Source organism: Jeotgalibacillus marinus (genome assembly GCF_040801915.1).
GTDB lineage: Bacteria > Bacillota > Bacilli > Bacillales > Jeotgalibacillaceae > Jeotgalibacillus > Jeotgalibacillus marinus.
In genome coordinates this window covers 123,435-144,731 of sequence record NZ_JBFMIA010000003.1, presented here as the reverse complement: position 1 = coordinate 144,731, position 21,297 = coordinate 123,435, and the positions used below count along the sequence as shown (strand labels likewise).

23 protein-coding genes are annotated in these 21,297 nt (G+C 39.4%); all 23 read left to right on the top strand.

The window, feature by feature from the left end; all coding sequences use genetic code 11:
- The first annotated feature begins 148 nt into the window (after positions 1 to 148).
- The 23 genes from topA (at position 149) to fliY (ending at position 21,296) form a co-directional block, all read left to right on the top strand.
- Positions 149 to 2,230, top strand: coding sequence for a type I DNA topoisomerase (gene topA, locus AB1471_RS05825; RefSeq protein WP_367778795.1), 2,082 nt, complete (start codon positions 149 to 151; stop codon positions 2,228 to 2,230).
- Between the two features lie 99 nt (positions 2,231 to 2,329).
- Complete coding sequence (gene trmFO / locus AB1471_RS05820; RefSeq protein ID WP_367778794.1) at positions 2,330 to 3,637, top strand: FADH(2)-oxidizing methylenetetrahydrofolate--tRNA-(uracil(54)-C(5))-methyltransferase TrmFO; 1,308 nt, start codon at positions 2,330 to 2,332, stop codon at positions 3,635 to 3,637.
- A 65-nt stretch (positions 3,638 to 3,702) separates the two neighbouring features.
- A complete protein-coding gene (gene xerC, locus AB1471_RS05815) occupies positions 3,703 to 4,602 on the top strand; it encodes a tyrosine recombinase XerC (RefSeq protein ID WP_367778793.1) in 900 nt (299 codons plus the stop codon).
- A gap of 40 nt (positions 4,603 to 4,642) precedes the next feature.
- Positions 4,643 to 5,185 (top strand): ATP-dependent protease subunit HslV, encoded by a 543-nt coding sequence (gene hslV / locus AB1471_RS05810; protein WP_367778792.1) that lies wholly within the window; start codon positions 4,643 to 4,645, stop codon positions 5,183 to 5,185.
- Between the two features lie 12 nt (positions 5,186 to 5,197).
- The gene (gene hslU / locus AB1471_RS05805; protein ID WP_367778791.1) at positions 5,198 to 6,619 is read left to right on the top strand and encodes an ATP-dependent protease ATPase subunit HslU; all 1,422 of its coding nucleotides are present in this window, start codon (positions 5,198 to 5,200) and stop codon (positions 6,617 to 6,619) included.
- Between the two features lie 80 nt (positions 6,620 to 6,699).
- Positions 6,700 to 7,479 (top strand): GTP-sensing pleiotropic transcriptional regulator CodY, encoded by a 780-nt coding sequence (gene codY / locus AB1471_RS05800; RefSeq protein ID WP_367778790.1) that lies wholly within the window; start codon positions 6,700 to 6,702, stop codon positions 7,477 to 7,479.
- Positions 7,480 to 7,844: 365 nt separating this feature from the next.
- On the top strand, positions 7,845 to 8,234 hold the full coding sequence (gene flgB, locus AB1471_RS05795; protein WP_367778789.1) for a flagellar basal body rod protein FlgB: 390 nt from the start codon (positions 7,845 to 7,847) through the stop codon (positions 8,232 to 8,234).
- Between the two features lie 9 nt (positions 8,235 to 8,243).
- On the top strand, positions 8,244 to 8,696 hold the full coding sequence (flgC, locus tag AB1471_RS05790; RefSeq protein ID WP_367778788.1) for a flagellar basal body rod protein FlgC: 453 nt from the start codon (positions 8,244 to 8,246) through the stop codon (positions 8,694 to 8,696).
- A gap of 48 nt (positions 8,697 to 8,744) precedes the next feature.
- Positions 8,745 to 9,026 carry a flagellar hook-basal body complex protein FliE gene (fliE, locus tag AB1471_RS05785; RefSeq protein ID WP_367778988.1) on the top strand — a complete coding sequence of 94 codons (282 nt, stop codon included), beginning with the start codon at positions 8,745 to 8,747 and terminating at the stop codon, positions 9,024 to 9,026.
- A gap of 53 nt (positions 9,027 to 9,079) precedes the next feature.
- The gene (gene fliF / locus AB1471_RS05780) at positions 9,080 to 10,669 is read left to right on the top strand and encodes a flagellar basal-body MS-ring/collar protein FliF (RefSeq protein ID WP_367778787.1); all 1,590 of its coding nucleotides are present in this window, start codon (positions 9,080 to 9,082) and stop codon (positions 10,667 to 10,669) included.
- Positions 10,670 to 10,681: 12 nt separating this feature from the next.
- Entirely contained in the window at positions 10,682 to 11,695 is a 1,014-nt protein-coding gene (gene fliG / locus AB1471_RS05775; protein WP_367778786.1) for a flagellar motor switch protein FliG, read from the top strand.
- Between the two features lies 1 nt (position 11,696).
- On the top strand, positions 11,697 to 12,461 hold the full coding sequence (gene fliH / locus AB1471_RS05770) for a flagellar assembly protein FliH (protein WP_367778987.1): 765 nt from the start codon (positions 11,697 to 11,699) through the stop codon (positions 12,459 to 12,461).
- The gene (gene fliI, locus AB1471_RS05765; RefSeq protein ID WP_367778785.1) at positions 12,458 to 13,786 is read left to right on the top strand and encodes a flagellar protein export ATPase FliI; all 1,329 of its coding nucleotides are present in this window, start codon (positions 12,458 to 12,460) and stop codon (positions 13,784 to 13,786) included. Before fliH ends, fliI begins: the two co-directional genes overlap by 4 nt.
- Positions 13,787 to 13,788: 2 nt before the next feature.
- Entirely contained in the window at positions 13,789 to 14,235 is a 447-nt protein-coding gene (gene fliJ / locus AB1471_RS05760; protein WP_367778784.1) for a flagellar export protein FliJ, read from the top strand.
- 6 nt (positions 14,236 to 14,241) lie between these two features.
- Positions 14,242 to 14,844 carry a MotE family protein gene (locus AB1471_RS05755; RefSeq protein ID WP_367778783.1) on the top strand — a complete coding sequence of 201 codons (603 nt, stop codon included), beginning with the start codon at positions 14,242 to 14,244 and terminating at the stop codon, positions 14,842 to 14,844.
- Between the two features lie 37 nt (positions 14,845 to 14,881).
- Complete coding sequence (locus tag AB1471_RS05750; protein WP_367778986.1) at positions 14,882 to 16,108, top strand: flagellar hook-length control protein FliK; 1,227 nt, start codon at positions 14,882 to 14,884, stop codon at positions 16,106 to 16,108.
- 3 nt (positions 16,109 to 16,111) lie between these two features.
- Positions 16,112 to 16,732, top strand: coding sequence for a flagellar hook assembly protein FlgD (gene flgD, locus AB1471_RS05745; RefSeq protein ID WP_367778782.1), 621 nt, complete (start codon positions 16,112 to 16,114; stop codon positions 16,730 to 16,732).
- 13 nt (positions 16,733 to 16,745) lie between these two features.
- Positions 16,746 to 17,126, top strand: coding sequence for a TIGR02530 family flagellar biosynthesis protein (locus AB1471_RS05740; protein ID WP_367778781.1), 381 nt, complete (start codon positions 16,746 to 16,748; stop codon positions 17,124 to 17,126).
- Between the two features lie 71 nt (positions 17,127 to 17,197).
- Complete coding sequence (locus AB1471_RS05735; protein WP_367778780.1) at positions 17,198 to 18,394, top strand: flagellar hook protein FlgE; 1,197 nt, start codon at positions 17,198 to 17,200, stop codon at positions 18,392 to 18,394.
- Between the two features lie 54 nt (positions 18,395 to 18,448).
- On the top strand, positions 18,449 to 18,673 hold the full coding sequence (locus AB1471_RS05730; RefSeq protein WP_367778779.1) for a flagellar FlbD family protein: 225 nt from the start codon (positions 18,449 to 18,451) through the stop codon (positions 18,671 to 18,673).
- Positions 18,663 to 19,088, top strand: a complete 426-nt coding sequence (gene fliL / locus AB1471_RS05725) for a flagellar basal body-associated protein FliL (RefSeq protein ID WP_367778778.1) — start codon at positions 18,663 to 18,665, stop codon at positions 19,086 to 19,088. Before AB1471_RS05730 ends, fliL begins: the two co-directional genes overlap by 11 nt.
- A 32-nt stretch (positions 19,089 to 19,120) precedes the next feature.
- Complete coding sequence (gene fliM, locus AB1471_RS05720; protein WP_367778777.1) at positions 19,121 to 20,119, top strand: flagellar motor switch protein FliM; 999 nt, start codon at positions 19,121 to 19,123, stop codon at positions 20,117 to 20,119.
- Entirely contained in the window at positions 20,109 to 21,296 is a 1,188-nt protein-coding gene (fliY, locus tag AB1471_RS05715) for a flagellar motor switch phosphatase FliY (protein WP_367778776.1), read from the top strand. The genes fliM and fliY overlap by 11 nt, the downstream gene beginning before the upstream one ends.
- Position 21,297: the final 1 nt, after the last annotated feature.

The window sequence follows — 21,297 nt, the reverse complement described above, 5'->3', positions numbered from 1 at the left end:
GAAAACGACATGTTATCTAAAAATAATATGTCATTTCAGGCTTGAAAATAGTCTTTTTAAACCTGAAACATATTGACAAGTTTTCAACACTACACATATAGTTACACATAAATAGTCATGTAGAGACGACCTCTAGGGAGGATTTTGAATGTCAGAGTTTTTAGTAATTGTGGAATCACCAGCTAAAGCTAAAACCATTGAGCGTTACTTAGGAAAAAAATATAAAGTTCGTGCTTCAATGGGGCACGTTCGCGATTTACCAAAAAGCCAAATGGGTGTAGATGTAAAAGGTAGCTTTGAACCAAAATACATCACCATTCGAGGAAAAGGTCCTGTATTAAAAGAATTGAAGACAGCTGCAAAAAAAGCGAAGAAAGTCTATCTCGCGGCCGATCCAGACCGCGAAGGAGAAGCAATTGCTTGGCACTTGGCTCATAGTTTAGATATTGATTTGGATTCTAAATGTAGAGTTGTCTTTAATGAAATTACAAAAGATGCGATTAAAGAGTCATTTAAACATCCGAGAAAAATTGACATGGACCGTGTTGATGCACAGCAAGCACGAAGAATTTTAGATCGTCTTGTAGGCTACAACATTAGCCCTATACTATGGAAGAAAGTTAAAAAAGGATTAAGTGCAGGACGCGTTCAATCTGTAGCTCTTCGCCTCATTATCAATCGTGAAAATGAAATTAAGAACTTCCAGCCAGAAGAATATTGGACGATTGATGGATCATTTAAAAAAGGCAAAGATACGTTCCAAACCACATTCTATGGCTTAAATGGGAAAAAGAAAAAACTACAAAGTGAAAATGATGTGAAAGAAGTCCTGAAAAAAATAAAAGGGAATGACTTCTCGATTTCGAAGGTTACGAAAAAAGAGCGCAAACGAAATCCTTCACCATCATTTATTACATCCTCTCTTCAACAGGAAGCAGCTAGAAAATTGAATTTCCGCGCGAGAAAAACAATGATGTTAGCGCAACAGTTGTATGAAGGGATTGAATTAGGGAAAAAAGAAGGTACAGTTGGTCTAATTACTTACATGCGTACGGATTCTGTCCGAATTTCAGATGTGGCTAAGCAGGAAGCAGTCAATATAATCGAATCTGAATACGGCAAAGAGTTTGTTTCAACATCAACATCAAACCCTAAATCTAAATCAGCTAAAACACAAGATGCCCATGAAGCGATTCGGCCAACAAGCGCTTTTCGCACACCAGCAGCTGTTAAACCATTTTTAAGCCGAGACCAGCATCGCCTTTATCGCATGATCTGGGAGCGATTTATCGCAAGTCAAATGGCTCCAGCGATAATGGATACAATGAGTGTCGATTTATTAAATGGTGATGTTCAATTTCGTGCAACCGGTTCAAAAGTGAAATTTGCTGGTTTTATGAAAGTGTACATTGAAGGCAATGATGATCAATCAGAAGAAAAAGAAAATTTTCTGCCTGATTTAAAAGAAGGCGAAAAAGCCAAGTCAGATACGATTGATCCGAAACAACATTTTACTCAGCCTCCACCACGTTATACAGAAGCGCGTCTTGTGAAAACACTTGAAGAGCTTGGTATAGGTAGACCGTCTACCTATGCACCAACACTCGATACGATTCAAAAACGAGGCTATGTGTCACTTGATAACAAACGCTTTGTTCCAACAGAACTAGGTGAAATCGTTCTTGAGCTAATCGTGGAGTTTTTCCCTGAAATCATCGATGTAGAATTTACAGCAAAGATGGAAAAAGATTTGGATAGCGTTGAAGAGGGTCAAATTCGTTGGGTCAGTATTATTGATGATTTCTATAAAGACTTTGAAATTCATCTAGATAAAGCTGAAAAAGAGATGGAAAAAGTTGAAATAAAAGACGAATATGCAGGCGAAGATTGCGACATTTGTGGTAATGCAATGGTAATTAAGATGGGGCGCTATGGTAAATTCATGGCATGTAGTAATTTCCCGGATTGTCGCAATACTAAACCGATAGTGAAAGAAATCGGTGTAAAATGTCCGAAGTGTAAAACTGGTAATGTGATCGAGCGCAAAAGTAAAAAGAAACGCATTTTCTACGGTTGTGATCAATATCCGACATGTGAATTTCTTTCATGGGAAAAGCCAATTGATCGACCATGTCCAAAATGTAGTGAATTACTCGTTGAGAAAAAACTTAAAAAAGGAAATCAAATTCAATGCTCGAAGTGTGACTACAAAGAACAGCATCAGCAGTAATGCGTTAAGAGTCTTACAGTTTGACCTGTTAGGCTCTTTCTTGTTGGATTATATATGATAAACTACTTTGAGATGGATTAGTCAAGGAGGAAAAATAGAGTGACACAACCAATTGTAAACGTAGTAGGGGCAGGACTTGCTGGAAGCGAAGCAGCTTGGCAACTTGCTGAAAGAGGAATTTACGTACGATTATATGAAATGAGACCAGTCAGACAAACGGCTGCTCACCATACAGATAAATTTGCAGAGCTCGTATGTAGTAATTCATTACGCGCGAATAATTTAACAAACGCAGTAGGCGTTTTAAAAGAAGAAATGAGAACACTTGATTCAGTGATCATCGGTGCAGCTGATGCTTGTGCCGTTCCAGCAGGAGGTGCTTTAGCGGTTGATCGACATGAGTTTGCCGGGTATGTGACCACTAAGGTAAAGGACCACCCTATGGTAACGGTCTATTCAGAGGAAATCACTAAAATCCCTGAAGGCATTACAATTATCGCAACAGGACCTCTGACCACGGAAGCTCTTGCATCACAACTTAAAGAACTAACCGGTGAGGAGTACCTATATTTTTATGATGCAGCTGCTCCTATTCTTGAAAAAGACAGCATTGATATGGACAAAGTGTACTTAAAGTCACGGTATGATAAAGGTGAGGCCGCATATTTAAATTGCCCAATGACAGAAGATGAATTCAATACATTTTACGATGCTTTAATCGAAGCTGAAGTGGTTCCGCTGAAAGAATTTGAAAAAGAGGTCTATTTTGAAGGGTGTATGCCAGTTGAAGTCATGGCTGAAAGAGGACGTAAAACACTCCTGTTTGGCCCTATGAAACCAGTTGGTCTTGAAGACCCTAAAACCGGTAAGCGTCCGTATGCAGTTGTACAACTGCGTCAAGATGATGCTGCAGGTACGCTATATAACATTGTTGGTTTTCAGACACATTTAAAATGGGGACCTCAAAAGGATGTTATCCAATTAATTCCTGGTTTAGAGAAAGCTGAAATCGTTCGCTACGGAGTCATGCACCGTAATACATTCATAAATTCGCCAAAAGTACTTGAAGCGACGTATCAATTTAAAGAACGTAAAGACCTGTTTTTTGCTGGCCAAATGACGGGTGTAGAAGGTTATGTTGAGTCCGCTGCAAGTGGCTTAGTGGCGGGAGTTAACGCAGCGAAACTTGCAAAGGGTGAAGAACCAGTTTTGTTTCCTGCTGAAACGGCAATGGGCAGTATGGCGCGTTATATCACTCAAGCAAACACGAAAAACTTTCAACCAATGAACGCGAATTTTGGGTTGTTCCCTGACTTGGGTATGAAAATTAAAGGGAAAAAAGAGCGAGCAGAAAAACATGCTGAACGCGCATTAGAGACAATTCAGAACTTTTCGAAAAAGGTGTGAAATTGATTGCTAAAGCCTCTAATTCATGATAGAATTTAGAGGCTTTTCTTTTGTGAGGTGAAAGAATGAATAATGTTTTGGTTGAAATGAGGCAATTATTTGTTCAATACTTGCAGACAGAGAAAAACTACTCTTCATTAACGATAGAACACTATGTTAATGATCTTGAGCATTTTTTCGTGTTTCTACACAAAGAAGGTGTAACGACAGTAGAAGAAGTAGACGATATACATGCGAGGTTATATCTTGTTCAATTACATCAAGAGAAATATGCTCGAGCAAGTGTATCTAGAAAAGTTTCAAGTCTGCGTAGTTTTTTTGCTTTTTTAAATCGTGAGGAACTACGATTAACTAATCCGATGTCATATGTATTGCACCCGAAAAAAGAGGGCAGGTTGCCTCATTTTTTTTATGAAAATGAATTGGAACAGCTTTTTTTAGCATGTGAAGGAACAGAGCCACTCAATATTCGAAACAAAGCCATTTTAGAGCTTTTGTATGCGACTGGAATTCGAGTGAATGAATGTACAACCATCCAACTGCGCGATATTGACTTAACGATGTCGACTTTATTGGTAAAAGGAAAAGGGAAAAAAGAGCGTTATGTTCCATTTGGAGGCTTTGCTCAAGATGCAATTAAGATTTATGTGGATAAAAGTAGACCTCTTCTTTTAAAAGAGCTGCAACATACTTCTCTTTTTGTAAACCATCAAGGAAAGCCGTTAACTGCGCGTGGCATCCGACACATTTTAACGAAGCTTGTGGAAAATACAACCCTAACTGCATCGATTCATCCTCACATGTTAAGACACACCTTTGCAACTCATTTATTAAACAATGGAGCAGATTTGCGGACAGTCCAGGAGCTTTTAGGGCATGCTCATCTTTCATCAACTCAACTGTATACTCATGTAACGAAAGAGCATTTGCGAAAAACATACAATTCTTTTCATCCTAGAGCGTGAATATACATACAAGCGCTACTAACATGAAGGAGGCATCGGAATGGATCAATTTCATGCAACAACGATTTTTGCTGTTCAGCACAAAGGGCAATCTGCTATGTCTGGAGACGGGCAAGTGACCTTTGGTAATGCGGTTGTGATGAAGCATACAGCACGTAAAGTAAGGAAATTATTCAACGGTCAAGTGATCGCTGGATTTGCTGGTTCTGTAGCCGATGCATTTACACTCTTTGAGATGTTTGAAGGAAAGCTTCAGGAGTATAATGGTAACCTTCAACGTGCAGCTGTTGAAGTAGCTAAGCAGTGGCGTAGTGACAAAGTTCTCAGGCGCCTTGAAGCAATGTTAATTGTCATGGACGAACAAGGTTTACTACTTGTATCAGGTACTGGAGAAGTGATTGAACCGGATGATGGAATTCTTGCAATCGGGTCTGGTGGCAATTATGCGCTATCAGCTGGTCGAGCCCTAAAAACGCATGCAGGAGAACTGATGACGGCTAGAGAGATTGCCGATGCTGCATTGCATGTAGCCGCTGATATCTGTGTTTATACGAATACGCAAATTGTTGTAGAAGAGTTGTAAAGGAGTGGGACAATGACCAAAACAACAGAATTAACACCAAAACAAATTGTTGAACGTCTCGACCAATACATCGTTGGACAAAGTGACGCAAAACGAGCGGTAGCTGTTGCATTGCGCAATCGATATCGCCGTAATTTATTGGATGAATCGTTACGAGAAGAGATCATTCCAAAAAATATTTTAATGATCGGTCCTACTGGGGTTGGTAAAACAGAAATTGCTAGACGTATTGCTAAGCTTGTTGGAGCGCCGTTCATTAAAATCGAAGCAACAAAATTCACGGAAGTCGGCTATGTCGGTCGCGATGTGGAATCTATGGTTCGTGACTTGATGGAAACATCTGTACGAATTGTGAAAGAAGAAAAAATGGTCTCTGTTAAAGGTAAAGCAGAAGATAATGCGAATCGTCGCTTAGTCAAGTTGCTCGTGCCTTCTTCTAAAAAGTCCCAAAGTTTCACAAACCCTTTTGAAATGATGTTTGGAGGCAATGATGATTCGTCTGAAGATCATTCAGCTGATCAAAAAGAACAAGAATCAACGATCAAAGACCGAAGAAAAGATATTTCAAGACAGTTAAAAGCAGGGGAACTTGAAGAACGGGTTGTGACGATTGAAGTTGATGAACAACAAATGTCATCGATGTACGACATGCTACAAGGCTCTGGTATGGAGCAAATGGGAATGAACATGCAAGATGCATTAAGTAATTTAATGCCGAAAAAGAAAAAGAAACGTAAGCTTAAAGTGAAGGATGCACGCAAGGTGCTGATGCACGATGAAGCAACAAAGTTAATTGATATGGACGCAGTTGCTCAAGATGCGGTTTACCGTGTAGAACAGATGGGTATCATCTTTATCGATGAAATTGATAAAGTTGCTTCGAAATCTTCAGGCTCAGGCTCAAGCTCTGCTGATGTATCTCGTGAAGGTGTTCAACGAGATATCTTGCCAGTTGTTGAAGGCTCAACAGTTAATACAAAATACGGTCCTGTGAAAACAGATCACGTATTGTTTATTGCAGCAGGTGCATTTCACATGGCAAAACCTTCGGATTTAATTCCTGAACTACAGGGTCGTTTCCCGATTCGTGTGGAGCTTCAAAAGCTCACAGTTGATGATTTTGTACGCATTTTGGTTGAACCGGATCAAGCACTTATTAAGCAATATGTCGCTTTGTTATCTACTGAAGGAATTGAAGTTGAATTCACACAAGATGCCATTATGCGTCTTGCTCAAATTGCCTACCAAGTAAACCAAGATACAGATAATATTGGTGCAAGAAGATTACACACGATTATGGAAAAGCTTCTTGAAGACTTATCTTTTGAAGCTTCAGACATTTCTCTCGGTACCATTACTATTACACCTAGATATGTGGATGATAAGTTAAACTCAATTGCTAAAAATAAAGATTTAAGTGAGTTTATTCTGTAAGGTTTTAAAATTTGCAAAATAGGGAAAGATTATATTATCAATACTACGATTTTTTTAGAATGTGGGAGGACTTGATCATAATGAATTTATTAGGTAAAACAAGACAAATTAACTCGATGCTACAACAATCGGGCGGTAAAGCAGTAAACTTTAAAGAAATGGCCGAAACGTTATCAGATGTCATTGAAGCAAACGTATTTATTTTAAGTAGAAAAGGGAAGCTATTGGGCTTCTCTATAAATCAACTAATCGAGAACGAGCGTATGAAGCAAATGTTTGAAGATCGTCAGTTCCCAGAGGAATACACAAAAAATCTTTTTAACGTTACAGAAACATCATCAAACTTGGATATTGATAGTCAGTATACTGCATTCCCGGTGGAAAACCGTGACCTTTTCCAAAAAGGACTGACAACCATTGTGCCGATTATCGGTGGAGGAGATCGCTTAGGAACACTGCTCCTCGCTCGTGTAGAACAAGTATTTGAAGATGACGATTTAATTCTTGGTGAATACGGTGCAACCGTTGTAGGAATGGAAATTCTTCGTGAAAAAGCAGGTGAAATTGAAGTAGAAGCGCGAAGTAAAGCTGTTGTTCAAATGGCGATTAGTTCATTATCATATAGTGAACTAGAAGCGATCGAGCATATCTTTGAAGAACTTGATGGTAATGAAGGTCTTCTTGTCGCTTCTAAAGTAGCAGATCGCGTCGGTATCACACGTTCCGTAATTGTAAATGCACTTCGTAAACTTGAAAGTGCTGGCGTTATTGAGTCTCGTTCGTTAGGGATGAAAGGAACGTACATTAAAGTATTGAATGATAAATTCTTATATGAACTAGAGCAAATAAAAAACAAATAGTACTAATAAACAAAAAAACACCTAAGCGATTCTTGTCGCCTAGGTGTTTTTTGTATTTTGTGAAGTTTTAATGAATTTTTTGGTAATAATGGATGAGTATAATAAGAATATTTTTGGAAGTAACATTACTGGATGATGACGATTTTTACAAAAAAAGCGTTTGAAACGGTTGTGTAGCAATATTTTCCTGTATATAAAAGAAAATGATATCGATATAACCCCAAACTAGGTGAAAAGTCTATATTTAACAAAATAGTCCTTTTATACTTATATAATCTATAGACACTCGGAGGTCATAGCAGTAAAATATATAAGCAATAAGTTATATTGTCGATATGCGTCACAACAAGGAATGAGGTGTAACAATGAATTTATTTTCAGGGACAATCAGTCAGCTAGAACAAGGGTTAGCCTACTCTTCCCTTAATCAAAAAGTCATAGCGAATAATGTCGCAAATGTTGATACACCAGGATATAAGTCGAAAGATGTAAATTTCGAAAGAATGTTACAAGATGAAATACAAATGACATCTTCATCTTTTCAACCATCAAACCCTAAACATTTCGAAATTACACCTAAACAGTCCACATCAGGTGTTCACCAACGATCATTTAGTGTTCGAGAAAATGGGAATGGTGTAGATATGGATCGAGAGATGGCGAACCTTGCTACAAACCAAATTTATTATGATGCATTGATTGAGAGATTAAGTGGGAAGTTTGGAAGTTTGAATTCTGTTATCCAGGGAGGTTAATCAGTACTCATGTTTCAATCGATGAATATAACAGCATCTGCCTTAACGACGCAACGTCTACGAATGGACGTCATTTCTTCCAACATGGCAAATGTTGATACAACAAGAGCAACATTTGACGATGGAGAGTGGCAACCTTATAAAAGAAAGTCAGTTGTACTTGAGACAAAAGGTGAGGGGTTCTCCTCTTTTTTGAACACTGCGATGAACCGGGATGAGAGTGTAGGTAACGGTGTGACCGTTTCTTCTATAATACAGGATGACGAAACACCAGGTGAACTGTTATACGATCCTGATCATCCTGATGCCAATGAAGATGGCTATGTAGAACTGCCAAATGTCGATCCTTTGAGAGAAATGGTTGACCTAATGTCGGCTACACGGTCATATGAAGGGAATGTAACGGTCTTCAACGCTAATAAATCAATGATGATGAGTGCCCTACAAATCGGTAAATCATAAATGAGAGGATGATAGGCATTGTCAATACAACAAATAAATTCGATCGGGATGGAGCAATTGCGCCCTTCTACTACACAACCTACAAATAAAATTTCCCCTTACGATGCACAGCAGAATTTTGCTGAAATGCTTAAGGAGTCAATTAACGGTGTGAACGATGCTCAAATTCAAAGCGATAACATGACAAACAAACTCATCAATGGAGAAAATGTAGAACTTCATGATGTGATGATTGCATCGGAAAAAGCATCCATTTCACTCTCATTAACAATGGAAATAAGAAATAAAGCGGTAGAAGCTTATCAAGAAATTATGAGAATGCCTGTATAATGGAATCTTAATTCTTATGGCTTGTCATTTAACCGAAAAACCGGAGGATTGAGATGAACGAGAGATTACAACAAATGACCATCAAATTGAAGACCTTTTTTGCAGATCGATCACCAACAAGATGGATTATTGCGGGCGTCTTAATTGCTATTGTTATCATTATTATCATCGTGGTGTCGTTATTCGCAAATCGTAATGTACTAGTACCTCTTTATAGTAATCTTACTCCTTCTGAAACAGGAATGATAAAAGAGAACCTAGATGGCAGAGGCATTCCTTCTGAAATTATTGAAGGTGGTACGGGTATTCTCGTCCCTGAACAACAGGTAGAAGCATTGATGGTCGAGCTTGCAGCAGAAGGAATTCCCCAAACTGGGAATATTGATTATTCATTTTTTAGTGAGAATGCTGGATTTGGTATGTCCGATAATGAATTTGATGTTTTGAAGTTAGATGCGATGCAAACAGAGTTAGCTAAGTTAATGAAAGGGATTGATGGGGTGCAGGATGCCCGCGTCATGATCACAATACCTGAGCAAGGCGTTTTCTTAAACGATTCGGTTGAGCAAGCATCAGCATCCATCGTATTAAACACAAAGCCCGGGTATCAATTTGACGAAGGACAAAAAACATCTTTGTATCACCTTGTGTCAAAGAGTGTGCCGAACCTCCCTACAGAAAATATCGTCATTATGAATCAACTGTTTGAGTATTTTGATTTTGAAAATTCAAACTCTTCATTTGCAGGTGTGGACGTAACTGAACAAATGACGATTAAGCAAAAAATCGAACGAGACTTACAGCAACAAGTTCAAATGATGCTTGGGACGCTAATGGGGCAAGATAAAGTAGTGGTATCAATTTCCACAGATATTGACTTTAATCAAGAGAATCGAGAAGAAAACCTTGTAACACCAGTTGATGAAGAAAATATGGAAGGTATAGAAGTTAGCGCTCAACGTATTTCTGAAACGTTTGAGGGAACTGCTGGAAATGTCGGAGGAGTTCCAGAGGGGGGAGACCCTGCTGACAATTTAACTGGGTTTGTTGAAGGGGGGCAAGGTGAAGGGGATTATGAACGAGTCGAAGAAACGATCAACACTGAAGTGAACCGAATTCACCGAAACATCGTTGAAAGTCCGTATCGAATCCGTGACATAGGTTTCCAAGTGATGGTTGAACCACCAAATCCAGAAGATGCAACATCACTACCTCAAGAGAGAGTAAATGATATCGAAACGATGCTCGAAACAATTATTCGAACGTCGATTGATAATGAGTTTTCAGTTGATTTAACTGAAGAACAACTTGCAGATAAAGTAGTGGTCTCCGTACAGCCTTTCAATGGACGAATGGACTTTGTAGAACCTACATCGACACCAATCATTCCATGGTGGGTATTTCTTGTTGGAGGAATATTACTTGTTGTAATTGGAGGACTAGTCTTCTTTATCATAAGATCTCGTAGACAAGTAGTTGAAGAGGAAGAAATTTTTATCGAACAAGAAGTACTTAATGTTCCAGATGTAAATGATGAGAAAGAAACAGAAGGAACATTGCGTCGCAAACAACTAGAGAAAATGGCCCAGGAAAAGCCTGAAGAAGTTGCGAAGCTAGTAAGGTCCTGGATTGCTGAGGATTAGGAGAGAGTCATAATGGCTAGGAAAGAAAAAGGGTTATCAGGAAAAGAAAAAGCAGCTATTTTACTCATTTCACTGGGACCGGATGTCGCTTCATCTGTGTATAAGCATTTAGATGAAGAGGAAATTGAGCGTCTGACATTAGAAATCTCAGGCGTCAAAAAGGTAGAGGCAGAGACAACAGAACATGTGTTAGAAGAGTTTCATAGTATGGCCCTTGCCCAAGACTATATATCACAAGGCGGGATTGTCTACGCAAAATCAGTTCTTGAGAAAGCGTTAGGGGACGACCAAGCAAATGCTGTCATCAATCGATTGACCTCATCACTTCAAGTTCGACCGTTTGATTTTGCTAAACGGGCAGATCCTATGCAAATCTTTAACTTTATACAAAATGAGCACCCACAAACGATTGCGCTTATATTGTCATATTTGAATCCACAGCAGGCAGGTCAGGTTCTATCTGCACTGCCACAGGATGTTCAAGCGGATATTGCCAGACGTATTGCCGTGATGGATAGCACAAGTCCAGAAGTAATAAGTGAAATTGAATCGATACTTGAACGAAAACTTTCATCTACGGTTCAACAAGACCATACAGAAACAGGCGGACTTGAATCAGTTGTTGAAGTGCTAAATGGCGTTGATCGTGCGACAGAAAAAACGATACTTGATTCACTTGAAATTCAAGATCCAGAGCTTGCAGAGGAAATCAAGAAGCGCATGTTCGTATTTGAAGACATCGTGACACTTGATAATCGTTCTATACAACGTGTAATCAGGGATTGTGAGAATGATGATCTACTACTTTCAATGAAAGTATCAACTGACGATGTTAAAGATATTATCTTTAAGAACATGTCTCAACGTATGGCTGAAAACTTTAAAGAAGAAATGGAATACATGGGACCAGTAAGACTTCGTGATGTTGAAGAAGCACAAACTAGAATTGTCTCAATCGTTAGACGTTTGGAAGAAGCCGGTGAAATTATCGTTGCACGCGGTGGAGGAGATGATGTCATTGTCTAGAGTGATTAAATCAAATTATGTTGGATCGGCTGTTAAAGAAGCAAAAGCGATACCATTCAGACCGGTCCATATAGATGATTTGCATAGCGATGATACGCTCGCATGGACAGTTGATCAAGCAAAACGAGAGTCAGACAAACTAGTTATGGATGCGCAACAACGATCAGCTAATATGTTGGAAATTGCACAGCAACAAGCAGATTCACTTTTTCGGGAGATTGAAAACAAGCGTACAGCTTGGGGAGAAGAAAAAGTCTCATTGCAAAAACAAGCGTATGAAGAAGCATTTGGACAAGGATATGAAGAAGGTAGAGAAAAAGGTTTCGCTGATCTTTTTCATTCTATTGAAGAAGCAAAGCAGATTGTCGCAGCGTCTAAAGAAGCACTACAAGACCATATAGAGCACAATGAACATGTGATTTTAGAACTAGCGATGAAGTCGGCTGAGAGAATTTTGGCTCTAAAGCTGGAAGAACAGCCAGAAAAATTTCTATCAATCGTAAAAAAAGGCATAAAAGAAGCGCGTGAAATGAGGGAAGTGAAAGTCTATGTTGCCCTTCAGCAGTTTCATCATGTGCAACAGGAACGGGCAGAACTACGTGCGATGTTCCCGGTAGATGTGCAACTGTACATTTATCCAGAAGAGGAACTTGAACCGTTTCAATGCTTTATTGAAAGCAATCAAGGAAGAATTGATGTTAGTATCGATACGCAATTAGGTGAGATGAAGAAAAAGTTGTCGCTTTTACTAGGTGAGTTAGGATGAGGGCTGCTGAACTTATTCCACATGTAGAATCAATAACAACACTTCGAAAATATGGCAAGGTCAAGCGAGTCATCGGCTTAATGATTGAATCCCAAGGGCCTGAAAGTTCAATTGGTGAAGTGTGTTTTATTCACGTTCACTCTAGCTCGAAAGGTCATAACATCAAAATAAAAGCAGAAGTTGTCGGCTTTCGTGAAGAAAAAGTTGTCCTGATGCCTTTTACACACGTCCATGATATTTCACCAGGAAGCATCGTTGAAGCAACAGGGCGACCACTTGAAATTAAAGTCGGTGAAGCGTTGATTGGGAAAGTTGTTGATCCTCTTGGCAACCCCATTGATGAAAGTCCCTTGCCAATCGGCATGAGAGTGGTTACAACCGAAAAAGAACCACCCAATCCATTAATGCGCCCACCAATTGATGAAGTTATGGAAGTTGGTGTTCGTCCGATCGATAGCATGTTAACAGTTGGTAAAGGTCAAAGAATCGGGATATTCGCTGGTAGTGGTGTTGGAAAAAGTACGTTACTGGGTATGGTGGCAAGAAACACAAAAGCGGATTTAAATGTTATCGCTCTAGTAGGAGAACGTGGCCGGGAGGTTCGAGAATTCATTGAGCGCGATCTTGGACCTGAGGGGGCCAAACGTAGTGTTATCGTTGCGGCCACATCTGATCAACCAGCGCTGATGAGAATTAAAGGGGCATTTACTGCAACAGCGATTGCCGAATATTTCCGAGATAAAGGGTTGAATGTCATGCTCATGATGGATTCGGTTACACGAGTTGCTATGGCTCAACGTGAAATAGGACTAGCAATCGGGGAACCTCCAGCGACAAAGGGGTACACACCATCTGTTTTCGGAATTTTACCAAAGCTGTTAGAGCGTACTGGAACAAATGAAAATGGGAGCATCACAGCATTTTATACAGTACTTGTTGATGGGGATGATATGAACGAACCTATTGCCGACACTGTTAGAGGTATCTTGGACGGACATATTGTGCTGGATCGTGCTATCGCCAATCGTGGACAATACCCTGCAATCAATGTACTTAAAAGTGTGAGCCGTTTGATGAACCATCTGATTGACAAGAAGCATTTATCTGCTGCAGATAAAATAAGACAGCTCATGAGTACGTATGATCAGGCAGAAGATTTGATCAGTATCGGTGCGTACAAAAAAGGTTCCTCACAAGAAATAGATGAAGCGATTCGATTTAATCCACAGATCAAATCGCTACTAAAACAAGCATTTGATGAAAAAATTGATTTAGCCACAAGTGTTCATCAGCTTGTGAAACTTGCAGAAAAAGGTGAGTGGTAGGTTTGGCTTATCAGTTTCGATTTGATCGGGTTCTAACGGTGAAAGAACGCGAAAAAAAAGAAGCAGAAGATCGTTATCGAGAATCAATTGAATCGTTTGAAGGGCTCGCTCAAAAACTTTATCAATTATTGAAAAAGAAAGAGTTGATGGAGGACGCGCAAGCAGTGAATATTCAATCGGGGATTGCTGTGATGTCCTTACGCCATGGACAACAATTTTTACTGAATATCGAAAAAAGCATCTCATATCAACAAAAACTCGTCATGGAAGCAAGAACAACTATGCAATGGCATGAACAGCGCTTGATGGATCGAAACATTGAAGTAAGAAAGTACGAAAAGATAAAGGAAAAAGATCACCATTTCCATCTAGCTCATCAAAATGAACTAGACAGCCAGCAAATGAACGAACTTTCAATGACCCAATTTATGAATCGCAGAAATAGGTGATAGAAAATGAACAAGCAAGTACGACAAGAAGAACCAGTTGCGCAAAAATCACCGGGAAAGTTTCAGGTATTTCTAATGATCTTTCTCATCCCTGCTATTTTTCTTGCAGTTGCATCGCTTGGAATTCTTACAGTATTGGATATCAATTTGTTTGACAAAGCAAAAGAAGCTGGAATTTCGATCCCATTCATTACACAAGAAGGGGAAGAAAAGACGGGTGCTGAAAAGCAAACTTCTGATCAAAAGATTGTGACGCTTCAAACACAAAATAAAGAAAAAGAGGCTGAAATTTCAAAACTTGAAAGTGAAATTGTGAGCCAACAAGATGAAAATGAACAGCTTTTGACTGAGCAAGAACGGCTAATAGACGAGATGGAAACGCTTCGTCAACAGCAAGAAACAGAATCTAAAGAGTTTGATGAAATTGTTTCTGTTTTTGAAGAAATGTCAGGTAAAGCTTCTGCACCCATCATCTTAGAAATGACAGATAGCGAATCAGTGAAGATTTTATCCCAATTATCACCTGACTCATTAGCAAAAGTGTTTGAAAAATTACCCCCAGTTGAAGCAGCACGATACACCGAACTACTTTCAGTATCTACACCATAATACATTTCCCCTGAAAGGAGGTGAAAAACACGTGATCATGGATGTATTGGTAAACCCGCCGAAAATGGATGCTTCAATAAGTAAATTAGGTGGTACAGCAAATGAAATGAATCAGGCAACCGATCAGACGCAAGGGTTTGGTCAGGTAATGGCGGCGGTTGCACAATCAACTGAAAAAAGCAAATTAGATAGCGGTTTGTCAAAAGATGACGTTGAATCGGTAGAGAAAACAATCCAGGAACTTTTAAACCTTTTAGGTACAGAATCGATGGTCCAATTTGGGGTGTCGCCTGAAGAAATCATGTCGCTAGACCTACCAGGTGTACTTGAAAAATTAAATCTTTCTCAAGATATGTTACACCAACTTTTGGGGCAAACAGCTTCAAGTGAAGTGCCAAATGTAAAAATTGGTAATCCTGAATCAATGGTCTGGTTATCAAATTTTGCAGAAAAGGTTGCCCAACTTCCATCCATAAAGCTGTTAACACCAACAATGCAAGAAGCGATTGCTGCGTTAAAAGGTATTACCTTAGCTGTGCAGTCCACTGATGGACCAGCTGCACAAAGTACAGTCGCTGCAAGTCTTTCGAAAACATTGCTTCACGTGGAAGAAAAACTTGTGAAACTGCAGGAGCAGATGAATGCTTTTAAAACGCCTGTCACGAAAAATGATTTGAATTGGAGTGGCATGTTCCAGAAAGAAGGGCAAACATCCGAGGGGTCAAGTGAAAAGAAGCTAACTGAAACAAAGGCCGAAGTGACTTCCGTTAACTTGCAATCCTTACAACTTCAAAGCAGTCACGGGAAATGGTCACTAGCTGTACCAGTAAAATCAAATGAACAAGCAACATCTCTTATGCAACAGTTTCAAACAATCATGAGTTCAGCGAAATTTGGCAAGGCCAATGGCACAGAAAAGCTGATGATCCGTTTGCAGCCGGAGCACTTAGGTACACTTCGCATTGAGCTAGTGCAAAAGGCAGGAATATTAACAGCTCGAGTAATGACATCAACTGGTATAGCGAAAGAAATGATGGACTCGCAACTGCATCAATTACGCCAGTCGTTAACGAGTCAAAACATTCAAGTTGAAAAAATTGAAGTGCTTAATATGGAATCAGAATCCAATCGTTCTGAACGACAAATGGATCAATCTTCTCAGCAGTCATCTCAACAAAAAGAACAAGAAAAAGATGAGCATTTAGATGATGATCAAGATGAAGAACAAAGCTTCCATCAAATTTTCTTAAACATTGAGGTGTAAGAAATGAATGTGAATACAGTAAACAGTGATCTTTTTTTATCATCACAGGGCCAAGCTAGTGTTGAATCAAATGATACATTAGGGAAAGACGCGTTTTTAAAACTTTTAGTTGCTCAGTTAACAAACCAAGACCCAACAGCGCCAATGGATGATACAGAGTTTATTGCTCAATTGGCAAGTTTCTCGACACTTGAACAAATGACAAACATGGCTGAATCTTTTGAGAAATTCGCTGAGATGCAAGAGCAAACACAGCTCATTCAATATAACGAATTCGTTGGAAAAGAAGTAAAATGGGACAAGTTAGTTGATGGAGAAGAACCAACAAGCGGAAGAGGAATTATTGCGTCCATTCGTTACGTAGGGGGATTCGTTGAATTTGAATTAACAGATGGCACACTGTTAGAACCTGGGAACATTTCAGGAGTTTATGCAGGTGAACAACAAGATGGATTTCAACAAGCAAGTATGCTTATCGGTAAGAAAGTTAGTTGGATCGATGACGAAGATGAGTTACAAGAAAGTATTGTAACCTACGTATCACGGAAGGATGGAGCAATTTGGCTTCACACGGAAGATGATCAGCGTGTGTCAATCGATGAGCTCACACAAATTGCACAGTAAAGGATTTGACTAGATGGAACCTATTCGGTTTACCCCGATTCCATCACAGCCGATTACGCCAAAGGGTAAACAGCTGAACCCAACATCGTCTAAGCGATTTGCAGATGAACTGCAAGGAGTGCTGGCAAAAAGTGATCAGCTGAAAATTAGCAAGCATGCGAATGATCGTCTCATGCAGCGCAACATCGACATCACTGATGCACAATGGCAAAGGGTTGAAGAAAAAGTTAACGAAGCTAAGTTAAAAGGAATAAACGATTCACTCGTCTTGCTCAACGATGCAGCGCTAATCGTCAGTGTGAAAAAACAAACCGTAATCACGGCGATGGGAATGGCGGATATAAATAACCAAATATTCACGGATATTGATGGCACAATTATTTTGAAGGACTAGGTGGACCTTTTAAGGAGCCTATTTGGCTGTTGACTGATTGATACAGCCTTAATTTGAAAGGAGAGTATTACATGATTCGTTCAATGTATTCAGGAATTGCAGGACTTCAAAACTTCCAAACAAAGCTAGATGTTATTGGTAACAACATCGCAAACGTAAATACTTTTGGATTTAAAAAAGGGCGCGTTACTTTCCAAGATGCCATGAACCAGACGATGCGAGGTGCTTCAGGCGCAACGGAAGGTCGAGGGGGGACAAACCCATTGCAAGTCGGTCTTGGATCTGTCACTGCATCGATTGACAACATCCAGACACAAGGTTCACTACAAACAACTGGGGGTCCACTGGATTTGGCGATCGAAGGAGATGGTTTTTTTGTTGTGCAAGGACCGGGAGGACAAAACTTCTATACACGTGCAGGGAATTTTACGACTGATCATGCAGGCAACGTGGTAACAACTGACGGGTATCGTGTACAACAATTTGAAAATGGCGTATTGTCAGATATTACGATTGATGAGAATGCGGTGTTACCAGCACGGGCAACGGAACAAATTACATTTGGCGGTAATTTCCCTTCGGATGTAGTTGATGAGGATTTTAGTATTCCTAAAGAAATGATAGTTGTTGATGATAGTGGAGTAGAACATATTTATGCTGTTGAAATGACACCAATAATGCCAGCGGATTCGGGTGATCCAGTTACTCAATGGAATATATCTTTTACGAATAATTCCCTTGACCCCGTTGTTTCAATTGATTTCGATATTGATCTTGAAGGAGATTTTCCGGGAACTATTGAATTGCCAATCGGAGAGGATGAAACTTTCTTAGTATCTAATTTAAATTTTGATGGATTAACCAATGATCCTGGTGCAGCTACATTTGATGTCGATTCAGATGGTTACCTCGAAGGAACACTTGCGGGTTACGCTATTGGACCGGGTGGTGAAATCATTGGAATCTATTCAAATGATGAGATTCAAGAGATTGCGACTATTGGGTTAGCAAAGTTCAATAATCCAGGTGGACTTATAAAAGTTGGAAACAACTTATACCAAGAATCCGCTAACTCTGGTATTGCCAATGTGGGGGAGGCTGAAAACATTGGTGGGGTAATAAGACAGGGTGCTCTTGAAATGTCTAATGTTGATATTTCAGAAGAGTTTACTGAAATGATTGTTACTCAGCGTGGATTCCAAGCAAATACACGTATTATTACAACTTCTGATCAAATTCTAGAGGAATTAGTTAATCTTAAGCGATAATCTTTTGTGAGGGGGTGACAGGACTGGGTTCGATGTGACCTAGTCCTGACCAAATTGATTAAATTAACCCGGTTAAATGGAAAAAAATTCATGATTAATGCAATTTACATAGAAACAGTGGAGACATTTCCTGACACAACGATCACATTAACAAATGGTAAGAAGTTTATTGTAAAAGATTCAATTGAGCATGTAAAAGAAGAGATTCTCCAATTCTACCAATCAATACACGTGTTAAATGTGAGCAATCTTAAAGAGGAGGACGATGATGAAAAATAACCTACTCCTTACGATGCTGATCATTCTAGTGTGTATTACACTTGTGACTGTTGTCGTGCTTTATGAACTCAATCCACTATCAAAAGAGGAAGAAACAGGAGGTCCAACGATTGCAGAGATTGTTGATGCTTCGGTTGAAATACCAGACGTAACCTCAAGCATTGCGAACAACAATTTTGCTCGATTATCGATGACTATTCAAACAGATAGTATAAAAGCAGGTGGAGAATTAGCACAGCGTGACTTCCAGGTGAAAGACATTATTATTGATGAACTTTCAGAGATGACACGCACTGATTTGGAAGGAAGAGAAGGTAAAAACGCTTTTGAAGAGATTGTTAAAGACCGTGTGAATGAGTTAATGCAAGAAGGCGAAGTGATTAAAGTATATACGACTTCCATTGTCATTCAATAAAAAAGGTTTTTAGAGGGTGGAGGTGAAATCAAGTGGCTGGAGATATACTCTCGCAAAATGAAATTGATGCTTTACTATCAGCTATTTCAACTGGTGAAAGGTCAGCAGATGAGATTAGAAAAGAAGAGCAAGAAAAGAAAGTAAAAGTGTATGATTTTAAACGAGCGCTCAGGTTTTCTAAAGATCAGATTCGTAGTTTAACTCGAATTCATGAAAACTTTGCAAGATTGCTAACAACTTTCTTTTCAGCACAACTTCGTACATTTGTTCAAATATCTGTTGCATCAGCGGACCAGATACCATATGAAGAATTTATCCGTTCAGTACCGAAGATGACCATTTTAAATGTGTATGAAGTAGCACCACTTGACGGTAAGCTATTGATGGAAATCAATCCGAATATTGCGTATGCGATGTTGGATCGGGTGCTAGGTGGAAGAGGGGCAAGTGCCAGTAAAGTAGAAAATTTAACAGAAATCGAAACGAAGATCATGTCCAATATGTTTGAGCAAGCATTTGATAGCTTACGTGAAGCGTGGGCAACAATTGCTGATATTGATCCGATCCTTACTGATTTCGAAGTGAATCCTCAGTTTTTACAAGTGATTTCACCAAATGAAACAGTCGTAGTCATTACACTAAATACGATTGTTGGTGAGACGAGTGGTATGATAAACATCTGTATCCCACACGTTGTATTAGAACCGATTATTCCAAATCTATCAGTGAAATATTGGATGCAAACGAATAAAAAAGAATCAAAATCAGAAGAACTTTTACAGCTTGAAAAACGTGTGGAAAAAGCAGATTTGACGATTTCAGCGGAGCTTGGATCTTCGATGATGGCGATTGAGGAGTTTTTACTTCTTGAAGTCGGAGATGTATTAGAGCTGAATTGTCGCTATGATGAACCTGTTACACTTCGCATAGGTGGTGTGCCTAAATTCACAGCACAACCAGGACAAATTGGTAAAAAACTAGGGGTTCAAGTTATAGATGAATTGAAAGGTGGAGAGGACGATGATGAGTGATGACATGCTCTCTCAAGATGAAATTGATGCTCTATTGAAAGGACCATCTGATGATGACCTACCACAGTCAGAGGAAATCAATACGGCAGATTATTTAGATGAAGTGGCAATTGATGCACTTGGAGAAATTGGAAATATCTCTTTCGGTAGCTCTGCAACAGCTTTGTCTACATTATTAAATCAAAAAGTAGAGATTACAACACCAAAGGTAGAGGTTGTAAAAACACATGAGGTCTCGAAGTCGTTCCCGCATCCTTCTGTTGCTATAAATGTACAATACACCGCAGGATTAAGTGGGAACAATTTATTAGTTATTAAACAGGCAGATGCTGAGGTGATTGCAGATTTGATGTTAGGTGAAGACGGTACAAGCCCTTCAGGTGACTTGGATGAAATTAAGTTAAGTGCTATTCAAGAAGCAATGAATCAAATGATGGGTTCCGCTGCTACATCAATGTCAACGATCTTTAAAAGAAAAGTGGATATTTCACCACCAAGTATTGGGTTGCTGAATTTAACCGAGGAGAATGGGGTGTATAATCTTCCTGATTCAGAGTTGTTAGTACAGATCTTGTTTAGCCTTAGAGTTGGGTCGCTAATCGAATCAAACATCATGCAACTTGTTCCACTCGAACTTGGGCAAACATTAGTAGCGCAATTAATGGAGAGTGGAGATGGTTTTGAAGAAACTGCTGCGACAGCTGTAGCAGAACGTCCAGCCGTTGAAGAGCGTGAAATGGTTCAGCAGCAACCGACCCACTCATCACGCATTGCTGAGAATCAGCTAAATCCAGCGAAAACTTCTCATTTGAACGCAGGTGTTCAGTTAAATCGAGAAAGAGCTTTATCACAACCAGTCGACGTTCAACCAGCACAATTTTCTACCTTTGAATCTCCTGGATTAAAATCAAGCGAAGCTAGAAATCTGAATTTATTACTTGATATCCCATTATCAGTAACAGTAGAGCTCGGGCGTACAAAAAGGTCTGTAAAAGAAATTTTAGAGTTCACGTCAGGTTCAATTATTGAGTTAGACAAGCTAGCTGGGGAACCGGTTGATATTTTAGTAAATAATCGTTTGATCGCAAATGGTGAAGTTGTCGTAATTGATGAAAACTTTGGTGTGCGATTAACAGATATAGTGAGTCAATCTGATCGTTTAGGTAAACTACGATAAA

Excerpts from the sequence above, each read along its gene's own strand:
- flgD (WP_367778782.1), top strand. The coding sequence starts at position 16,112 with ATGAATGTGAATACAGTAAACAGTGATCTTTTTTTATCATCACAGGGC.
- topA (WP_367778795.1), top strand. The coding sequence starts at position 149 with ATGTCAGAGTTTTTAGTAATTGTGGAATCACCAGCTAAAGCTAAAACC.
- fliE (WP_367778988.1), top strand. The coding sequence starts at position 8,745 with ATGGAGCAATTGCGCCCTTCTACTACACAACCTACAAATAAAATTTCC.
- AB1471_RS05740 (WP_367778781.1), top strand. The coding sequence starts at position 16,746 with ATGGAACCTATTCGGTTTACCCCGATTCCATCACAGCCGATTACGCCA.
- codY (WP_367778790.1), top strand. The coding sequence starts at position 6,700 with ATGAATTTATTAGGTAAAACAAGACAAATTAACTCGATGCTACAACAA.
- xerC (WP_367778793.1), top strand. The coding sequence starts at position 3,703 with ATGAATAATGTTTTGGTTGAAATGAGGCAATTATTTGTTCAATACTTG.
- AB1471_RS05750 (WP_367778986.1), top strand. The coding sequence starts at position 14,882 with ATGGATGTATTGGTAAACCCGCCGAAAATGGATGCTTCAATAAGTAAA.
- AB1471_RS05755 (WP_367778783.1), top strand. The coding sequence starts at position 14,242 with ATGAACAAGCAAGTACGACAAGAAGAACCAGTTGCGCAAAAATCACCG.
- fliL (WP_367778778.1), top strand. The coding sequence starts at position 18,663 with ATGAAAAATAACCTACTCCTTACGATGCTGATCATTCTAGTGTGTATT.
- hslV (WP_367778792.1), top strand. The coding sequence starts at position 4,643 with ATGGATCAATTTCATGCAACAACGATTTTTGCTGTTCAGCACAAAGGG.
- flgB (WP_367778789.1), top strand. The coding sequence starts at position 7,845 with ATGAATTTATTTTCAGGGACAATCAGTCAGCTAGAACAAGGGTTAGCC.
- hslU (WP_367778791.1), top strand. The coding sequence starts at position 5,198 with ATGACCAAAACAACAGAATTAACACCAAAACAAATTGTTGAACGTCTC.
- AB1471_RS05735 (WP_367778780.1), top strand. The coding sequence starts at position 17,198 with ATGATTCGTTCAATGTATTCAGGAATTGCAGGACTTCAAAACTTCCAA.
- fliF (WP_367778787.1), top strand. The coding sequence starts at position 9,080 with ATGAACGAGAGATTACAACAAATGACCATCAAATTGAAGACCTTTTTT.
- flgC (WP_367778788.1), top strand. The coding sequence starts at position 8,244 with ATGTTTCAATCGATGAATATAACAGCATCTGCCTTAACGACGCAACGT.
- fliG (WP_367778786.1), top strand. The coding sequence starts at position 10,682 with ATGGCTAGGAAAGAAAAAGGGTTATCAGGAAAAGAAAAAGCAGCTATT.
- fliY (WP_367778776.1), top strand. The coding sequence starts at position 20,109 with ATGATGAGTGATGACATGCTCTCTCAAGATGAAATTGATGCTCTATTG.
- fliI (WP_367778785.1), top strand. The coding sequence starts at position 12,458 with ATGAGGGCTGCTGAACTTATTCCACATGTAGAATCAATAACAACACTT.